Source organism: Bifidobacterium catenulatum DSM 16992 = JCM 1194 = LMG 11043 (assembly GCF_001025195.1).
GTDB lineage: Bacteria > Actinomycetota > Actinomycetes > Actinomycetales > Bifidobacteriaceae > Bifidobacterium > Bifidobacterium catenulatum.
In genome coordinates, this window is the sequence record NZ_AP012325.1 from 1,672,335 (window position 1) to 1,688,484 (window position 16,150).

Sequence of the window (16,150 nt, forward strand, 5' to 3'; positions counted from 1 at the left end):
ATAATAGCGCGCCCTGCAAAAGACCCACGTGCAACTTTTCTTATGCCGTTCGATGTACTTTTCTTCACACGCATGTACGTTTAATCTTCTAAAGCACCGATACGAATCAAACACACCAATGCTCGCACCGTCAACGGCATACGCCAAGCCAATAGCACGGACTCAATCCAAACCACTAACATCAGTAGTTTGGCGGATACTCGCACGCATAGCCGTCGCCATCCGCCTCAAGTTTGGAACGGTATCCCAAATCGTTCCTAGTTATGCCATGCCCCAATACGTCCCAGACAGCTTTGCAATTCTTGTAATATGCGCCGCCAGCACTGCCGCCTGAAGCCGAATTTCCTGAATATGTTGACGATTCCTCAGTGTTCGTTAGGATGGCCTCGTGAGACTTCTTGGCAATATTTTGTGGCTGATTTTGGGCGGGCTGCTGCTCGCCGCCAGTTGGGCGATTATCGGCCTGGTGCTGTGCGTCACCATTATGGGCATTCCGCTAGGCATTCAGGCGTTCAAAATGGCAGGTTTAACGCTGACCCCGTTCGGCAAAACCGTGGTGTATGGCGGCGGTGTGGGATCGGTGCTGGCCAATATCGTGTGGTTTGTGTTGGCCGGTGTGTGGATGGCGATTGGCTATGTGTGCGCCGGGCTGCTCAACTGCGTCACCATCATTGGTATTCCGTTCGGCATTCAATCGTTCAAGATGGCCAAATTAGCGCTATGGCCGTTCGGCTCGCAAATCCGCAGCTTGTAAATCACTTCAGATCACTTCACCCAACATAGACGGCCATCGACTGCCGTCTTGCATATAAGTATCGAGGAGCTGCGGTCCGAACAGGCCGTGACCACTGCACCCTAAGCAACGAAACACGTCTCATTTCGCTTATGGCAGCTCCAGAGCGGCAAGGCTCAAAAACTGAACAGTCGAACATTACCTACCCAAATGATTGCTAATGCCAACCGCCTTGTGGACAGGTTAAAGAATACTTGCGATAGCGGCTTCTCTAACCGTAAGTTATCTAGAAGAAGACATCCGTACCCCGTCAAATATGGTTACTTGCGCAGCTTGCTTGCCGCGAAGATAAACAATGGCAGCGCGGCGAACGCGTAGTTCTCGCACTGGATATACAGGTACACGATCAGGACAAGCCAGCAGATAACAGTCTTGCTCCAAACACCATGCTCGGCAGCTGCCGTATCGAAGACACGCGTCATGGAAACTATGGAAGCGATGACCAGCAGAACCAGGCCGATCAATCCGTATTCGGCGACGACGCTGGTATACGCACACATCGTCCATACGGTGTCTGCATTCATGCCAGTCGCGAATCCCACCGCAGCACTTCCATTCATGCCCAGGCCATTCAACAATCGTTCCGCATGCTTCGCGCCGGCCCATACCGCGTTGATGATGTTGCCGGAGCCATATCCGGTAAGCACCGTCCACGGATGGGCGAGCAGCCCGCATATCGGGTCAAGACTCTGGTAGATTCGCGCGAAGAACGATCCGTCTCCTTCGGCACCGTTTTCCGCAATCGAAGATAGTCGGGAATCGGCAAGCACGCCCATCAGACCAAGCATAACCGCACCCAGCAGCTGCGCAATACCACGCACACGCTGTTTCTTGTCGCACCACGAATTATGCGCAATAATGGCAACCAGCAACGCCACCACCGAATCAAGGACGATCCGGGTGCCGGCCTGCATTAGCACAGCGCCAATCGCATACACAACGATGAGGTTGCGCAACCGCTTGGCATAGATACGGTCGCGCCCACGCATAAGCCACATAAGCGGCAGCAATACGCCGAACAGATGCATGCCGATATAGCTGGGCTCCGCGAACAGGAACTGCGGGCGACCACCGCCCCACACCGAGCTTTCATTGATGTACTGCCGGTACATGAGGTGCGCGAAATAGTCGGTCAGCGGCTTGATATGCAGATGGATGGATAGCCATTGCACCACGCCCACGCCGAAGGAGAACCAGTAAGAAGCGATGAGAATCCGCAATGGCGTACGCCATGGAATGCGTTTGATGCCGAACGCAATGGCGATCGCCCCCAAAGTGGCGAGCACGCCCAATAATCCGGTGATGCTCATGAACGCGGCGTTGAGATGAATGCCGAAGCGCAGCCACCCGGGGATGGACAGGATGATGCAAGCGACCGGCAGCAGGAACATAGGCAGGTACCGGTTGGCTGCGATGCGCAGTTGACGCCAATTGCATAGGCAGTACACGGCGAACAGCGCCGGACTGATTGGCGACCAGAACGGCGCGTACAGGCCGAGCGTAGTGCCGTCCACCGGAAGAAAAGCGATGGCCAGCAGCAACCAAACGACGTTGCGTTCCTGCGTTGTCAGAAATTGCAGGAACGGCCAGTATTGCGGCCGGCCATGATGGTTGCCCGCGTCGATGGTGTCATTGTGTACGCATGCCTGGTTCATGTGATTCCCCCTCCCCGTCAACCTTACTCGTTCATCGTGATGCATGATGCCACCCGTTGTTCATTTGTAAGCGCAACGCCTTCGTCAGGCTTGTAGGCCTGGCGGTTCGTCGGCGAATGGCTCGGCGGGCGTGCGGTAGCCGAGCATTCGCATGGGCCGGTCGACCTTGCGCTGTAGCGGACAGGCGGCAGCCCGTCATCATTCATCGATTAAACGTCCACTTCTCCTCAGGATTGCGGCAAATTGTTCTTCCGTGATTTCTTCTGTCACCAGTCTGGAAATGAGTTTATATAGGGTATTTCGTTCTGGCTCTGGATCATCATCGATATCCAAATCAATTCTTTCCATTTTCAGGATGGCCAAGGATATAGCCATTGCGGTGCGCTTGTTGCCATCAGCGAAATAATGATTTTTGGCTAGGTGAAAGGTAAAATGCGCCATTTGTCGAAACAAATCTTCGAATCGTTCTTTCGGCGATTGACCGAATACCGGCAGAAACGTTGAATCAACAACGCTGCTTACGGAACCGATGTCGCTGGTTCTTTCCACGGTAAATCCGCCGATGTCGTCAAGTTGCTTCCTGTGTACTCGGACGATTGCTTGTGTCATTGCTTCTGCGAAATCATCAAATGGAAAAACGAGTGGTGACGCTTGGATATGCCACCACTCGTCAGTGTATTGCTCAGGCATTGCGCAGAATCCTGAAGGTGTTCTGCCATTTTGCATTTACTTCATCCAAACTAGATGCAAGAGTGTTTTTGGGGAAGGTCAGACCGTCGTCGGATGCGAGAATGGCATCGTTGGTGATTTCGACGTTTTCTCCTTCCCTGTAGACATTCTTCCAAGCGGAGTTCTTTCGATGGGAGAATCCCACAAGATCGAATGCCGTCAGAAAACCATATTTCTTTGCCGTCCCATCTACGACGGATAAGGCCTGTTCATCCTTTGCGGTTTCGCCCTCGGGCTTGAGAATCCTGTTGCGTCCGTATTTTTGGAAAGTGAAATAAACGTTCCTCTCAACCGGACCGTAAGGCCACGCTTCAATCTTGTCTTCGAACAATGGTTTCCCGGTTGCGCGCAGAGACTCGACTTGTGCGAAATAAACGAGCTTGTTCAGCACAAGATTCGTAATGTCGATATCAGAGCCATGGCGAAGAATGAAAGCATTCGCTACTTGTATTGACTTCATGCCCCTCCTCTGTCATGGAAATTTCTATGTTCAGATATATGAAGCTTGCTTTCGAAAGGATGTATATTACCAGTCCTTCTCTCAAAACACAAAGGCAGCATTCAATAATGCATTTGTCAGACGCTGTAAGAAATCCTGCATTTTCAGTTTGCTGGGTATATATAGTACAGAATACGAAAAGGCATCATCAATCATTGCTTCAAATATCCGAAAGGCAATTTGTCATATTGATGAAGGCTTGTATCTTGAGGATTAGGCGGTGCTATAAATCCCTTTGGAACAAAGGGCGCACTTCTATACAGGGGCAAGCCATGCATGTGCGCTCTGCAAGGCAAAACAGCCCAAACATACGAATATTCGGGCTGTTTTGCGCCACTCCGTTCCGTACAAGGGGCTGCGCCCCTTGCGTCGCTAAGCGGCTATCCCTGCGGACTTGCTATCTACGAACGATTTAACAAACCATTCGCAGATAGCAAGTATGATTAAAAAGAGCATCCATGAAAGGAGCATCCATGAAGCGAGACATGGAGCTTGTTCGTCTCATTCTTTTGAAAATTGAAGAAGAATACCGTTCAACAGCGATTTATAATTTGAACATTAGTGGCTACGACATGGAAACTGTCGCCTATCATTGCAAAATATTAAATGAGGCTGGGCTGATTTCTGATTACGGTGCCCGGTATGCGGATAACAGTTTATGGAGCTTCGACGTAGGTTCTTTAACATGGGAGGGCAATGATTTTCTTGATAAAATCCGAGATAACTCCCAATGGAAAAAGGTTAAAGATGTAATTGTGCAAAAAGGACTCCCCCTTGTTATCGAAACAATTAAGACCATTTCCTCTGCGTTTGTGACAGCCGCAGCAGAGGGAGTAGCAAACTCCATCATTAAAAACGGTGGAATGCCGCAATAAAAAAACTATCCTCTATAGTTACATAGACCGTCTACAAAAAAGTAGGCGGTCTTTTTATATCCCTACATCAAAATCAAGGAGGTCATGCATTATGGCAAAACAGAAAACTATCCCCGAACTGGAAGCGGAGAAAGCGGAAAGAACGCAAGCTCTTGCAGCTCCAACACAAAAAGCAGCAACTTGAAAACCGTGCCGCATACTACGAAAAGGGAGATCTGCGCAAGCGGGCACATCATCTTATCACCCGTGGCGCAGCTATTGAAAGCGTTGCATCGCTGACAAAGGTTTTGACCGAAACCGAGTTTTACACCTTTGCGGAAAAGCATTCGCCTTGACGGAAGTCAAGGGTCTGCTCATGGAGGCCATCAACGAGCACAACAAAAATGAGTTTGGGGGTGATTGACTATCGCACTGTATCATTTTCATGCGACCCGGATTAAGCACAGCGCCGGACAGTCTGCTGTGGCTGCTGCCGCCTATCGCTCCGGCGAAAAGCTGCACAGTGAGCATTACAGCGAGGACAGCGATTACGCCAAAAGGGCGGCGTAATCTGTTCCGAAATCCTGCTGCCATCTCATGCTCCACCCTCTTTCTCTGACCGCGAAACCTTATGGAACGAGGTGGAGAAGCAGAACGGGAAAAGCGCAGCTTGCCTACAGATTTGACATTGCCTTGCAGAACGAGTTTTCCATGCAGGAGAACAGGGCGCAGACGTTTTCTTGGAGACTGAGCGAAAGGATTATCATATGTCCGGTCCCGAGGAACGACAGCGCGCGGTGGATCTGTACTCCGCCACGCCGATGACCACGGCCCAGGTGGTGAGGCATCTGGGATACCCGACCAGGCAGTGCCTGGAACGCTGGCTGGCAAAGGATCCCGGGTATGCCGGCCATATGGCGAAACCCATCATCCTAATGGAGACGAGGGCCAAGGCGATCGAACTGGTGCTGGGCGGCATGCGCGGAAGCAGGCCGCCGAACGGCTCGGTGCGGGCATCGGAGCGGTCCGCAACCGGGTCAGGGCGTACCGCGAGGGCGGCATGGCCGCGCTGCGACCCAAGAACAGGAACGCCGGCCAGGCCGACAGGCCAGCGATGCGACGGGATCGATCCGCCGGCGACGCCGAGGCCCCGCGCCGCAGGGTCGAGGAGCCGGAACTGGGGAACGCGTTGATGCGGGAGGTGGCGGAGGCGTTCGCCTCTTCCAGGGGAAGGTACGGGTACCGCAGGGTCAGGGCCGTGCTCCGAACCCGCGTCTCGGAGAAGGCGCTCCGCAGGATCATGGCCGAGGATGGTCCGACGGCGCATGTTCCCGAACGACGCGGGTACGGCTCATACGAGGGCGAGACCACGCCGGCTCCCGGCGACCTCGCCGACCGCGATTTCACGGCTGAGATGCCGAACGAGAAATGGCTCACGGACATCACCGAGATCAAGGCCAGGGATGGGAAGGTGTACCTCTCCCCGCCGATCGACTGTTACGACGGCAAGATCGTCGCGTACACGGCCGGGCCCGGTCCCAACGCGGAGCTCGCCAACAGGATGCTCGTCAAGGCCATGGAAACGCTGCCGGAGGGAGCGAGGCCCCTGGTGCATTCCGACCGCGGATGCCACTGCCGGCGGCCCGGATGGCTGGCGCTCATGGACCGCTACGGCCCGGCGCGGTCGACGGGCGCCAAAGGCCGTTCCCCGGACGACGCCGCCGCGGAGGGGTTCCTCGGACGCATGAGGACGGAGCCCGTCTATCCTGGGCATTGGGGGGGGGGAGCATACCCGCGACGGGGTGCTCGTCCCGATCGACGACTGCATCCGCTGGCACGACCACGAGCGCATCAAACGGTCGATTGGTTGGATGAGTCCGGTACAATACCGTCAGAACCAGGGAATGGCTGCGTGATCATCTCCAAGAAAACGTCCGCAGCTCCCTTATCACACTTGTCACACATTCATGTAGATAAGGCTCAATATTATATACAGGTATGACAACTAAAACTAGCGGGTCCATATTGCTTTTCATTTCTTCTCAAAAAGTTTCAAGTAAATTGAAGTCAGTTCCCGGGCATTCTCGGAAATATCATAGTCGGAGAACGCTTTATCGGAGGAATCGATTCGTATCCCCGGTTCCAATGCCAGTATAGAAGAGCTCCATTCTTCATGCGATTCTATGGGCATGAATTTAGATGTGCCTGTTACATCAACTTCTCGTGTAATTGCGTCGGAGAACAGGCATGGGAGACCAGCGCGCTGCGCCTCAACGCCAACTAAGCAAAGTCCCTCATATAGACTAGGCAGGCAGAACACGTCAAATGCTTGGTATAGACGATTGACATCAGATCTCTGTCCCAGAAACATCACATGATCAACAACACCAAGCTCTTCAGCATGCTGTTGAACATCCGCCTTATCAGGTCCTTCTCCCACAAAGGCAAGCATCGTATTAGGCCTACTAGGCAGCAGATCCGCAAGCATGTCAACCAAGAAAACCTGGTTCTTTTGAGGCATAAAGCGGCCAACATGCCCTATCAGGAATGTGTCATCGGCAATACCGAATTCTTCGCGTACCTTTTGACGAACTGTAGAATCAAAACGGAATTTATCCAGCTCAATGGCGTTCGGAATTACAGTAAAATCATGGTTTTTGCCAAACAACCATTCACCCGCATAATGTCCGCACGCAAACCTTACTGTCGGGTACACATTTGCGAACGGCCTCAATACAAGCTTCATCGCATTCTTCGCAAACTCGCCTTTGCCCATGGTTGAATGAGAATGCGCGATGCGGGCAGGCACTCCCATTTTCTTCGCTGCCGACAATGGGAATACACTCAGAGTGTTGATGTTGCTGTGCACAATCGGCCACTGCTGTTCGTGCATCAGACGAATCAGCTCACGACGGTAACGAATCGGATGCTGGTACGGCGGTATGCGGAATACACGACCACCCAAAGTAGTGATTTCCTCTTCAGGAACGCGCGTGGAATCCTCATCGACAAGGAAATCAAACTGCACTTTGCTGCGGTCGATATACCGGTAGTAGTTCATCACTACAGATTCAACACCGCCGCCAACCATTTTGCCGACAATCTGAGCCACGCGAATCGGCTTTTGCGAACCATTCACGCCGGTTTTCGTATTATGCGATTGCGTATCGACCATACTCATATCACGTATTGCTTCCCTTGTACTTCCGAGCTTACCCAGCACCTGAAACTGCCGTTCCCCTGATGGAATCCCTTGCTATGTCTCATCTCCATCAGAACCTATCAATATGCACCCTTGTGAGTTACAACGGCGCCGACGGTGCGGAACAGTAGCACGATGTCGCCCAACATGGACCAGTTCTGCACATAGCTGACATCCAAGGATTCAGACTCCTCCCGGCTCAGATTGGAACGGCCGGACACCTGCCACGGACCGGTGATGCCGGGCTTGACCAGCATACGAGTGGCATATGTCTGGTCGTACTGCGCCACTTCCTCAGGCAGCGGCGGGCGCGGTCCCACCACGCTCATATCACCCTTCAGCACGTTCAGGAACTGCGGAAGCTCATCAATGGAGAACTTGCGAATGAACTTGCCCATCTTGGTAACTCGCGGATCGTCCTTCATCTTGAAAATGAAACGGCCCTTCTGTCCATTTTCCTCGGCCAATTCCGCCTTCATCTTGTCCGCGTTCACCACCATGGAACGGAACTTGATCATCTTGAACGTCTTGTCACGGCGGCCCACACGGGTCTGCATATAAAAAATCGGCCCACCATCGGTGAGCTTGATGGCGATGGCGACGGGAACGCTGACAATCGCGGAAACCAACAGCGCAATCAGCGACACCACAATGTCGAACGCGCGCTTCTTGCACATGGCCCACGGCGAATACTGCGTCAGGCTGATCGTCATCACCGTGGTGCCTTGGAGCACGCGGATATTGGTCTCATGGCCACTCACATCCACCGCGGAGGTGACAACTGCGATCTCCAGATTCATGGATTCCAGATCCAACACGAATGTGTTGAAATTATCGGAAAAACGCTGCATCACATCGGTGACCATCACCGTCTGCACACCCACGGCCACGGCACGTTCGGCGAAATTCTTGCAATACGGCAACGTCACGATATTTCTGCCGCTAATCTCATGGATCCGCTGCTTGAACCCCTCGGGCGCGCCGACAGCCTACACAAGACCGTTCTTCTCGTTCAATCCAATCGGGCACACCGCAACGACATGATAGTTTAGCTGGCTTTTCTTGCTCAGGAATTCCAAGGCATGTTCAATGCCCTCGGGAGAGCCTACCAGTACGGTGCCGTACGAATACGCGCCCTTCTCACGGCTGAACAGCACGAACTGACGGATGATGAGACGTTCGACAATGGTAACCAGTAACGCACACAGAAGCGCCAAACCGGTGGTCACCAACGGTACGTACACGTTGAGAATGGAATTCAGCGCGCAAACCATCAGACCCGCGAAAATCGCACCTTTGACCAAAAACGCATTGAGCTGGTAGCCGTCACCCATCACATGACGGTGGTACACGCCCACACTGTGCAGGCAATATATCCAAATCAGCGAGCCGACAAGCGTATACACCCATAAAGCAAGGTAGAAGTGGAAACGCGTGGAGTACAGGTCTCCCGCATTCCGCACCACGTATACAATCGCCGAGGCAATGATGAAGGCGGTCATATCACACAACACCAGCAAGGCGTTGACGAAGAACCGCCAGTAGGCGACGCTGAGCACATACTTCCGGGATGTCTCGCTCAACTTCTCCTTAGTGTTGCCGCTATAGGTCATTTTTCTCTCCAAACTAAAAACCCTTGCCTCCCCCGCTTGTTAGGAGCGATAATTTAGCTTACTCTCACATCCATATAAAGGGGGATTTTTCTTTCAGCTCGACACGCCCACCAGCCTTCGATAAGCGGAGTCTGCGGACAGTGAGGACTTCCTCAGCGTCCGGAGCGGATTGCACATGCAGGGTGATCTCATACTCCTCCCCCGGTTTCAGCGTGACCTTGCCGACGGCGAGCGTCAAACCATCATGCACGGTCATGCCCTGGTAATCATTTGGTTCTGGAACTTCTAATCCACCAAACGGCCATTCGCCGGCGCATATAGGAACAAGGCCGTTCTTATGTCTCCGGGCTCGGTCTCGTTCGTGCCACCGGTCACATAGTTCGGAGCCGTGGCCAGTTCCTCGACGGTTATCAGGTTCTTCAGCTTGATATGCACCGTATACTGGTTAGCCCCATTCGCCACCACTTTCTGGAATTTGGTGGTCACCTCGCGATGCAGATACCAGTCCATCTTCGGCTGCGTCTCGTCGGAAATGTACACGCCGATCTGAGGCTTGGCACCCTCGGTAATGGGACGACCCAAAATCTCGGATTCGGCAATCAAGTCCTGCTCGCCCTCGTGCGCGCTCCGCAGCAGCAGATGCCCCTTCACGGACCGGGAAAGCGCACCAATATAGGCTTTTGGATCATCGGCATTCTGGGTGATGTGGTTGAACGCAGCTTGCGCGGCATCTGCGAAATGCCTGTCCTTTTTCTCCGGCGTCATCTTCGCATACACAATATTCAACAACATCTGCGCGGTATTCGTACCGTCCAATACGGAACCGTCGGGCATGGTCACACCGCCGGTAACGGCAAGCATGTTCTGCAGAAACAGCGGGTCAATAGCAATCACGCCATCCCATCTGGACGCCATATTGTATGGCCCACATTGCACGTACGATTTCGCCGGTACGCGGGAAGTCGGGAGTGAAATTCACGTCGCGGATATCCGTGCCCAGCTTGTCGGTGAACAGCATCCGCTCCTCGGCGGTGAGCTCCACCACCGGCTCGCCAGACTTGGGATCTCCATATCCGAGACGAACGGCTGCAAGCTCAGATGGCCGCCCTGTACGGTGATTACGCCAAGCAAACCGGTCAAACCGCCGGAAGGACGAGCCTCCGCGTTGGCCTGCGCCAGAATCAGGTAGTTGCGCGGAGCGTCAATGGCATGGCTGTCCGTGCCGAACATGCTGGGCAGCAACTGCGCCAGTGTGCTCATACCATGAACCGTGTTACTGAGCTTCACGCAACTGGCTTTGACTGCATTGATAGCGTCGGTCACTTGCCGTATTTTCGGCTGCTGCGCGGATTTCATCTCGCGCACGGCATCATCAATCACATCATCGGCAGCATTCTTCTGCGCATTCTCCAAACCGGGAATGCCGACAGTGCCATCCTTTACCTGAATCTTGTTCAGATTGATGCTTCCCGAAGCCTGCACCAGCTGAGGCAAGGCCTGCGAAGAGATGTCTTCCAAAGCTCCGACCGTGTCCCGGACCGCGGAAATATCACCACCCGCCTACGGCAGACGCGTGGCAACCGACCATATCGATGAAGATGTTTGCGGATAAGCCTTGTCAATATGCGCGGAGAGCTCCCCCACACGCTTTTCCATCTTCGACTGGTCGGCATCGGCAATGACGGACTGCAGATGTTTTGCACCATCAGTGGCCTGTTGCAGTTCACTCTTCGCTTTCAACGCCAAGAAAGCGAACACCCCCAGCAACGGCTGCAAACGCCAGCAGCACGATGAGCACGACAACCAGGATGCGAGGGTTACGGCGTCGACGCTTGATACGGCGGATGTGCTCGGCGCTCATCCGCCTGCGGACCCGCCGACGATGCGGCTCGCCGTGCTCGGGATTCTAATTGGCATCTCGTAGAATCGGAATTCGGAGCAGCATCCAAAACACCTGAAATGCCCGAAGCATTTGAATTGCCCGAATGGGATTCCTGCCCGGAAACGGAACTGTCAAGTATGGACGGGAATGCCAGACCGTTTTCTTCAGGGCTTTTCTGGTTCTCTGACCCTGGACGATCGATCGTCCATGACGGTTGATTCCTCTCCGCTTCGCTACTAATTCGTACACATTCTAATACATGAGGGGAAAACAAGCGAGATTACGAATCCACCCCGAATCATTACCCTCATGCCCTTCGATATCTTAGCAATGATGGCCTATAACGGTGGTTCAGTAATGATAGTCCACATCGTTCGTCATTTTTCCGGATGGGGACTGGTCGATGGTCAGATCGGTCTTCGCCTTCGTGGAAGTGGTCACGTCGAATTCGAACGTCACACTTTTCCCGGGTTCCAGATACGCGACGTTGGTGGTGACGTTCTGTCCGTCCATCGTGGTTGTACGCTGATCCTTCACATCGCCGGTCGAAGTTATGTCTCCGATTGTTCCTCCCGCCGGAGCATAGAAAAGCATACGCTGCACGGAAATGCCGGAGCCGCCCACGATTTGTCCGTCGACTCCGCTTTGCACTCCGCCGAGAATATACCAGTTGCAGGTTGCCTGTTCCGCTTCGGTCAGCGTATTGGTCAGCGTGTAGCGCACATGATAGGTGCGGGCGCCGTCCTTGGTTCGTCCGGTCGCCGTCACCATGGCCTTACGATCGATGTACCAGCCCAGCTTCGACGAGTTCTGTTCGTTGAGATATATACCCACCTGTGGTTTGTCCGCGCTGCCGGGAGCGCTTTTCGCGGTTCCGGCACCTTGGAAGTGATCAGCCTCGTCCTCATGGAACGTGTATGCGTACAAGTGACGTTCCTGGGCCATTGAGCCAATAATCTGCCCCATATTCAGCAGTTTCTCCACGCTCATGCTGTTGAAGGCGTTGTTCAGCACCGTCTGCGCCACGTAATTGAAATAGGCGTCCTGTTGTTCCGCCGGCACGCTCTTGTAGATTGTGTTCAGCAGATACTGCGCGGTGTTGCTACCGTTGAGCACGGTACCATTCTCAAGCCGCACGTCGCCGCTGATACCAACCATCTCCTGGATGAACACCGGGTCGACCGCCAGTAGACCATCGATATTGCAGGCGTACGGCGAGCGCTGCCAAGTAGCGTTCAGCATTTCCGCGTTGCGTGCTATGTCAGGCACGGCGAATGTGTCGCGCAGGTCGAAGGAGAATGCGAGCGGGCCGTTGAAGACCGCTTTTTCCTCGGCATTGCCGTTATTACCGTTGAGCAGCGTGCCGTCGGGGTGGAGTTCGCCGACCGTCACTGTTCCTTGATCGGCGTGGAATGTGCCGAGAGATCCGACCAGTCCGCCTCCGGAGCGTTGTTCGGAGGGAGTTTGGATGGCTAGAAGGTATGTTCTCGCCCCGTTTTGGCCGAGCAATTCGGGGACCATTTGCATCGCACTGTTCATGCCGTCCACGGTTTGCGCGAGATCGTCGAGTTTGTCGCGTCCCTGTTGGTATGCGGATGCCACGATTTTGATTTTTGGCGTGGGCAGGTTGCCGTATTTTTCTCGTTGCTGCTGGAGCTGCTGGTTAGCTTTGGCGAATTCGTCTTGCATGTCAGCGATGGCCTGCAGGTTGAGCTGTCCGTTGGCGTTGTTCAGCTGCGTCGTACTGATCTGTTGCGCGATGCTCGTGAAACCGGGAAGCGTGTTGCCGGTCAGGTCGTCCATTACTTCGGTCATGCCGCGCACTGTAGTGACATCGTTGCCCATGTACGGCATTATGGATGCGACCGTCCACAATGGGTTATGCGAAATTCGTTTGGCTTCCACGGTATGCTGCTGCGCTTGGGATACGGTGGCTTGCAGAGAGTCCGCATTCTTGAGGATATCTTCGTTCAGCCCAGAGAGGGCGGAAACCGCCTGTTGTTCCTCATTTTTCACGGTCTGAGCCTGCTTGTAGAACAGCAGTCCGGCCACTGCAACGGAAACTGCGAGCGCGAGGCAGAGGATTACGATGGCCAGTGCCACATGCACGGCGGTGCGCTTTTTCGTATGCTTGCTTCTTGGCAAAATCGTCTGCTCCTTGTTTCAGCATGCGCTGGTTCGCATGGTTGCGGGACGCGAATCGGACTGTTCGGTTGTTTCCGCTGTCTGAGTCTACTCTGTTTTCGATGGCTGTGCGGAGCTGGCAGATTTCGGGGGTTGGATTGCGGCCAGTTTGGGGAAGCCGGTTGCCCAGATGTAGAGCCATAGGGCGTAGAACGCATAGCCTTCGAATTGGATATAGAGGTAGCACAGGAGGATCAGCCAACAGATTGTGGTTTTGTTCCAGGCATGGTTGCAGGTCACGTGGGCCAAAAGCAGTATCAGGAATGCGGCCAGCATTATTATGCCGAATTCGGTAATGAAACTGACGTAGGCATTCATGGTGAAGTAGTAGGTGCTGTTGTCCGTGTTCGCTATCAGTCTGATCTCGACATTGCCAGACGGGTCTCCGCCTCGGGCGATGATGACGTTTCGGGCGTCGTCATATCCTTGCAGCATCGCGTTTTTGATGTTGCCCATGCCGAAGCCGAATACAAGGTGCGCAGGGGCATGCAGACCGGCGAGCATTGGCGCCAGCGAGCGGAAAATGCGTGCGAGCATGGAGAAGTCTCCCTGCATCAGGCCGTGCTGCAGCAGGCTTTGCACGCGCGCGTTGCGCAGTAACATCAGTGCTCCGCCGATGCTGATCGCTCCGATGCCGACGAATGCCGCAATGATGTTGCGCGCACGGTTCCACCGGATTTCGATTACCGCCCACAGCAGCAGCGCAATCACCGTGTCGATTAGGATGCGCACGCCAACCCCCATGCATGCCGAGCCGAAGGCGAACACGAGTACGAGTAGGGCCAATGACTTGCGTCTGGTGAGCCAGAACAGGGGCAATAGTACGCCGAATATGTGCATGCCGATGTAGCTTGGTTCCGCGAACAGGAATTGGGGCTTGCGCGGCACGTAGTTGCGTTCCATGAGATGTTGGGACAGGAATGTGACTGGTTCGATGCCGTATCGGGAGTCCAACCATTGCAGGACACCCACCATGAATGCGATCCAATACACGATTACGACAATCGTCACCGCCCTGTTCCAATCGAGTCGTTTCAAGCGGAACGCGATATCCAATGATGCCAGACATGCAAGGCCTGAGACCAGCGCGAACATGGTCTGGAACACGTACATCCTGTGGAATCCGACGGTCAGCCATCCGAAGAATGATACGGCCACCAGCAGGGGCAGGAACAGGAAGAATCCGAGATGCTGGCGCATGGAACGCAGGAAAAGGCGTAGATTGCATAGGACATACAGCGTGAAGAACACGGGGGCGATAGGTGTCCAGTACGGCATGATGACGCCAAGCCTCGTGCCGTCAACCGGCAAAGTGATCAACGCCATCACCAGCAACACATCGCTCGCGTTCCGTATCAGACCGCTGTTTCCATGCTCCATATATCTCATGTCCCCTCTTTACAATCCTCTACGAGGATAGCGCCCCTCCCCGAATGCCCAATGCAATATATACGAGGCTTCTGCTGTTGTCGTGGGTTAGAGGACGGGGACCGGCAATCGGATGGGTAGGCCGGAGCATCTGAGTTTGATCATGGCGATGAGGTTGTCGACGTGGTGGAAGCCGTAGGCCATGCGTATGGTGACTTTGATCCTGTTGTTGAACGCCTCCAGGCGCGCGTTGGAGTAGCCGAGTCGGATGGTCCTGAGGATGCCGTCCCGGCGCCCGCGGATCTTCCTGCATAGTTCGACGATCTCGGGGATGCGCGAGTGGCTGGCCCAGTTGATCCATCGTTTGAGTTCCCCCTCGGCTTGCCGGCGGGCTGGTGCAGGAGCGTGCGCAGGAGCTCCTTGAGCTGCCAGGAGCGGTAGAGCTGGCCCTTGGGATCCACGCCGGCGAGCGTGGCGAGGGCCGTGGATTGGCGCTCGGTCAAGTCGCCGGGGTTTCCGAGCACGGCGTATTTCAGGCCCTTCATCGCCTCCGCGGCCGTCTTGTCCTTCGTTCGCCTGGCCTGGTTCCACAACCGTTTCCCGACCCGGTCCAGGCAGTCGGTCATCCAGGAGACGATGTGGAATGAGTCGAGCACGCGCTCCGCGTTCGGGCGGTATTCGGCGACGGACGAGTCGATCCACCTGGCGCTGTCGCCGGTGACGATCCTGATGGAGGCGCGCTGCTCCAGCGTCAATTCTTCGAAGAACAGGTCGAGGACCTGTTTGCCGTATCCGTCGTGCGCCCAGACCACCCGCTTGCGTTCGTGGTCGACGACGACGGTGACGTACGTGTGGCCCTTCCTGTGGCCGGTCTCGTCCACGCCGATCGCCGTGAGCCCGTCGAACATGCATGGCATGCCGGATTCCAGCCGGCCGACGACCCGTCCGGCGATGTCGCCCGCGGTCCTCCACGCGACATGCAGAAAACCGCTCACGGTCTTCCTGTTGGCGACCGTCATCAGCCACGTGCATTCCATCTCGAAGTCGCGCGTGAACCGGCTGCCCGGCTCCGCCCACGGAACCCGCGACACCACCACGCCATGCACACGGCATTCCACACGCGGAGCCGGACCCACGATCTCGACCCGATAGCAGCCGAAGTCCTGGTGCCGCCAACGCCTTTCGCCGCCCCCGTCGTCGTATTTCGGGCATTTGCGCCCGCAGCGCGAGCAACGCAACGCGGCCTTCCTGCACCTGACGCGCGCCACCAGGACCGGAACGTCGCGCAGCGGGGAATCGTCGATGGACACGTCCTCGACGACCATGCCCTTGACGTTGAGCAAACGTTTGAATATGTTCTTCATAAGGCGT

At 54.8% G+C, this 16,150-nt stretch carries 16 protein-coding genes and 3 pseudogenes; 5 read left to right on the forward strand and 14 right to left on the reverse strand.

All coding sequences use genetic code 11. The features are described from left to right. Positions 1-181 precede the first annotated feature (181 nt). Positions 182-277 (reverse strand): excalibur calcium-binding domain-containing protein, encoded by a 96-nt coding sequence (locus BBCT_RS09765; RefSeq protein WP_157835508.1) that lies wholly within the window; start codon positions 275-277, stop codon positions 182-184. A gap of 111 nt (positions 278-388) precedes the next feature. On the opposite strand from BBCT_RS09765, the gene BBCT_RS06980 reads away from it, so the two are divergent. Further along, the gene (locus tag BBCT_RS06980; RefSeq protein ID WP_003835441.1) at positions 389-754 is read left to right on the forward strand and encodes a YccF domain-containing protein; all 366 of its coding nucleotides are present in this window, start codon (positions 389-391) and stop codon (positions 752-754) included. A gap of 299 nt (positions 755-1,053) precedes the next feature. On the opposite strand, the gene BBCT_RS06985 is transcribed toward BBCT_RS06980, so the two are convergent. The 3 genes from BBCT_RS06985 to BBCT_RS07000 all read right to left on the reverse strand — a co-directional run bounded on the left by BBCT_RS06985 (position 1,054) and on the right by BBCT_RS07000 (position 3,637). Next, positions 1,054-2,448, reverse strand: a complete 1,395-nt coding sequence (locus BBCT_RS06985) for a hypothetical protein (protein WP_003835443.1) — start codon at positions 2,446-2,448, stop codon at positions 1,054-1,056. Positions 2,449-2,646: 198 nt separating this feature from the next. Further along, positions 2,647-3,138 (reverse strand): type II toxin-antitoxin system death-on-curing family toxin, encoded by a 492-nt coding sequence (locus tag BBCT_RS06995; protein ID WP_003835447.1) that lies wholly within the window; start codon positions 3,136-3,138, stop codon positions 2,647-2,649. After that, positions 3,131-3,637 (reverse strand): Panacea domain-containing protein, encoded by a 507-nt coding sequence (locus tag BBCT_RS07000; RefSeq protein WP_003835450.1) that lies wholly within the window; start codon positions 3,635-3,637, stop codon positions 3,131-3,133. The genes BBCT_RS06995 and BBCT_RS07000 overlap by 8 nt, the downstream gene beginning before the upstream one ends. A 512-nt stretch (positions 3,638-4,149) precedes the next feature. On the opposite strand from BBCT_RS07000, the gene BBCT_RS07005 reads away from it, so the two are divergent. From BBCT_RS07005 to BBCT_RS09830, 4 genes and pseudogenes are all read left to right on the forward strand, one after another. After that, positions 4,150-4,551: a DUF2513 domain-containing protein gene (locus BBCT_RS07005; protein WP_033512795.1), complete on the forward strand. Its 402-nt coding sequence runs from the start codon at positions 4,150-4,152 to the stop codon at positions 4,549-4,551. 152 nt (positions 4,552-4,703) lie between these two features. After that, positions 4,704-4,886 (forward strand): DUF3847 domain-containing protein, encoded by a 183-nt coding sequence (locus BBCT_RS09770; RefSeq protein ID WP_033512793.1) that lies wholly within the window; start codon positions 4,704-4,706, stop codon positions 4,884-4,886. A gap of 127 nt (positions 4,887-5,013) precedes the next feature. Beyond that, positions 5,014-5,216 (forward strand): annotated as a pseudogene (locus tag BBCT_RS09675) (MobA/MobL family protein). 374 nt (positions 5,217-5,590) lie between these two features. Further along, positions 5,591-6,532, forward strand: a complete 942-nt coding sequence (locus tag BBCT_RS09830; protein ID WP_231858048.1) for an IS3 family transposase — start codon at positions 5,591-5,593, stop codon at positions 6,530-6,532. A gap of 30 nt (positions 6,533-6,562) precedes the next feature. On the opposite strand, the gene BBCT_RS07020 is transcribed toward BBCT_RS09830, so the two are convergent. From BBCT_RS07020 to BBCT_RS09515, 10 genes and pseudogenes are all read right to left on the reverse strand, one after another. Further along, a complete protein-coding gene (locus BBCT_RS07020) occupies positions 6,563-7,711 on the reverse strand; it encodes a glycosyltransferase family 1 protein (RefSeq protein WP_003835459.1) in 1,149 nt (382 codons plus the stop codon). Positions 7,712-7,812: 101 nt separating this feature from the next. Beyond that, positions 7,813-8,661, reverse strand: coding sequence for a sugar transferase (locus BBCT_RS09485; protein WP_003835461.1), 849 nt, complete (start codon positions 8,659-8,661; stop codon positions 7,813-7,815). Positions 8,662-8,721: 60 nt separating this feature from the next. Next, positions 8,722-9,315, reverse strand: coding sequence for a hypothetical protein (locus BBCT_RS09490; protein WP_231858049.1), 594 nt, complete (start codon positions 9,313-9,315; stop codon positions 8,722-8,724). A gap of 94 nt (positions 9,316-9,409) precedes the next feature. Continuing rightward, positions 9,410-9,601, reverse strand: a complete 192-nt coding sequence (locus BBCT_RS09495; RefSeq protein WP_003835466.1) for a hypothetical protein — start codon at positions 9,599-9,601, stop codon at positions 9,410-9,412. A gap of 29 nt (positions 9,602-9,630) precedes the next feature. Then, positions 9,631-10,260: a DUF4012 domain-containing protein gene (locus BBCT_RS09500; RefSeq protein ID WP_003835467.1), complete on the reverse strand. Its 630-nt coding sequence runs from the start codon at positions 10,258-10,260 to the stop codon at positions 9,631-9,633. Next, a pseudogene (locus tag BBCT_RS09775) lies at positions 10,226-10,701 on the reverse strand (DUF4012 domain-containing protein). Before BBCT_RS09775 ends, BBCT_RS09500 begins: the two are co-directional and overlap by 35 nt. 204 nt (positions 10,702-10,905) lie before the next feature. Further along, positions 10,906-11,091: a hypothetical protein gene (locus BBCT_RS09510; protein ID WP_229027298.1), complete on the reverse strand. Its 186-nt coding sequence runs from the start codon at positions 11,089-11,091 to the stop codon at positions 10,906-10,908. 487 nt (positions 11,092-11,578) lie between these two features. Further along, positions 11,579-13,372 carry a DUF4012 domain-containing protein gene (locus tag BBCT_RS07035; protein ID WP_128805906.1) on the reverse strand — a complete coding sequence of 598 codons (1,794 nt, stop codon included), beginning with the start codon at positions 13,370-13,372 and terminating at the stop codon, positions 11,579-11,581. 87 nt (positions 13,373-13,459) lie between these two features. Further along, entirely contained in the window at positions 13,460-14,800 is a 1,341-nt protein-coding gene (locus tag BBCT_RS07040) for a hypothetical protein (RefSeq protein WP_003835473.1), read from the reverse strand. A gap of 87 nt (positions 14,801-14,887) precedes the next feature. After that, a pseudogene (locus BBCT_RS09515) lies at positions 14,888-16,143 on the reverse strand (ISL3 family transposase). Between the last annotated feature and the right edge of the window lie 7 nt (positions 16,144-16,150).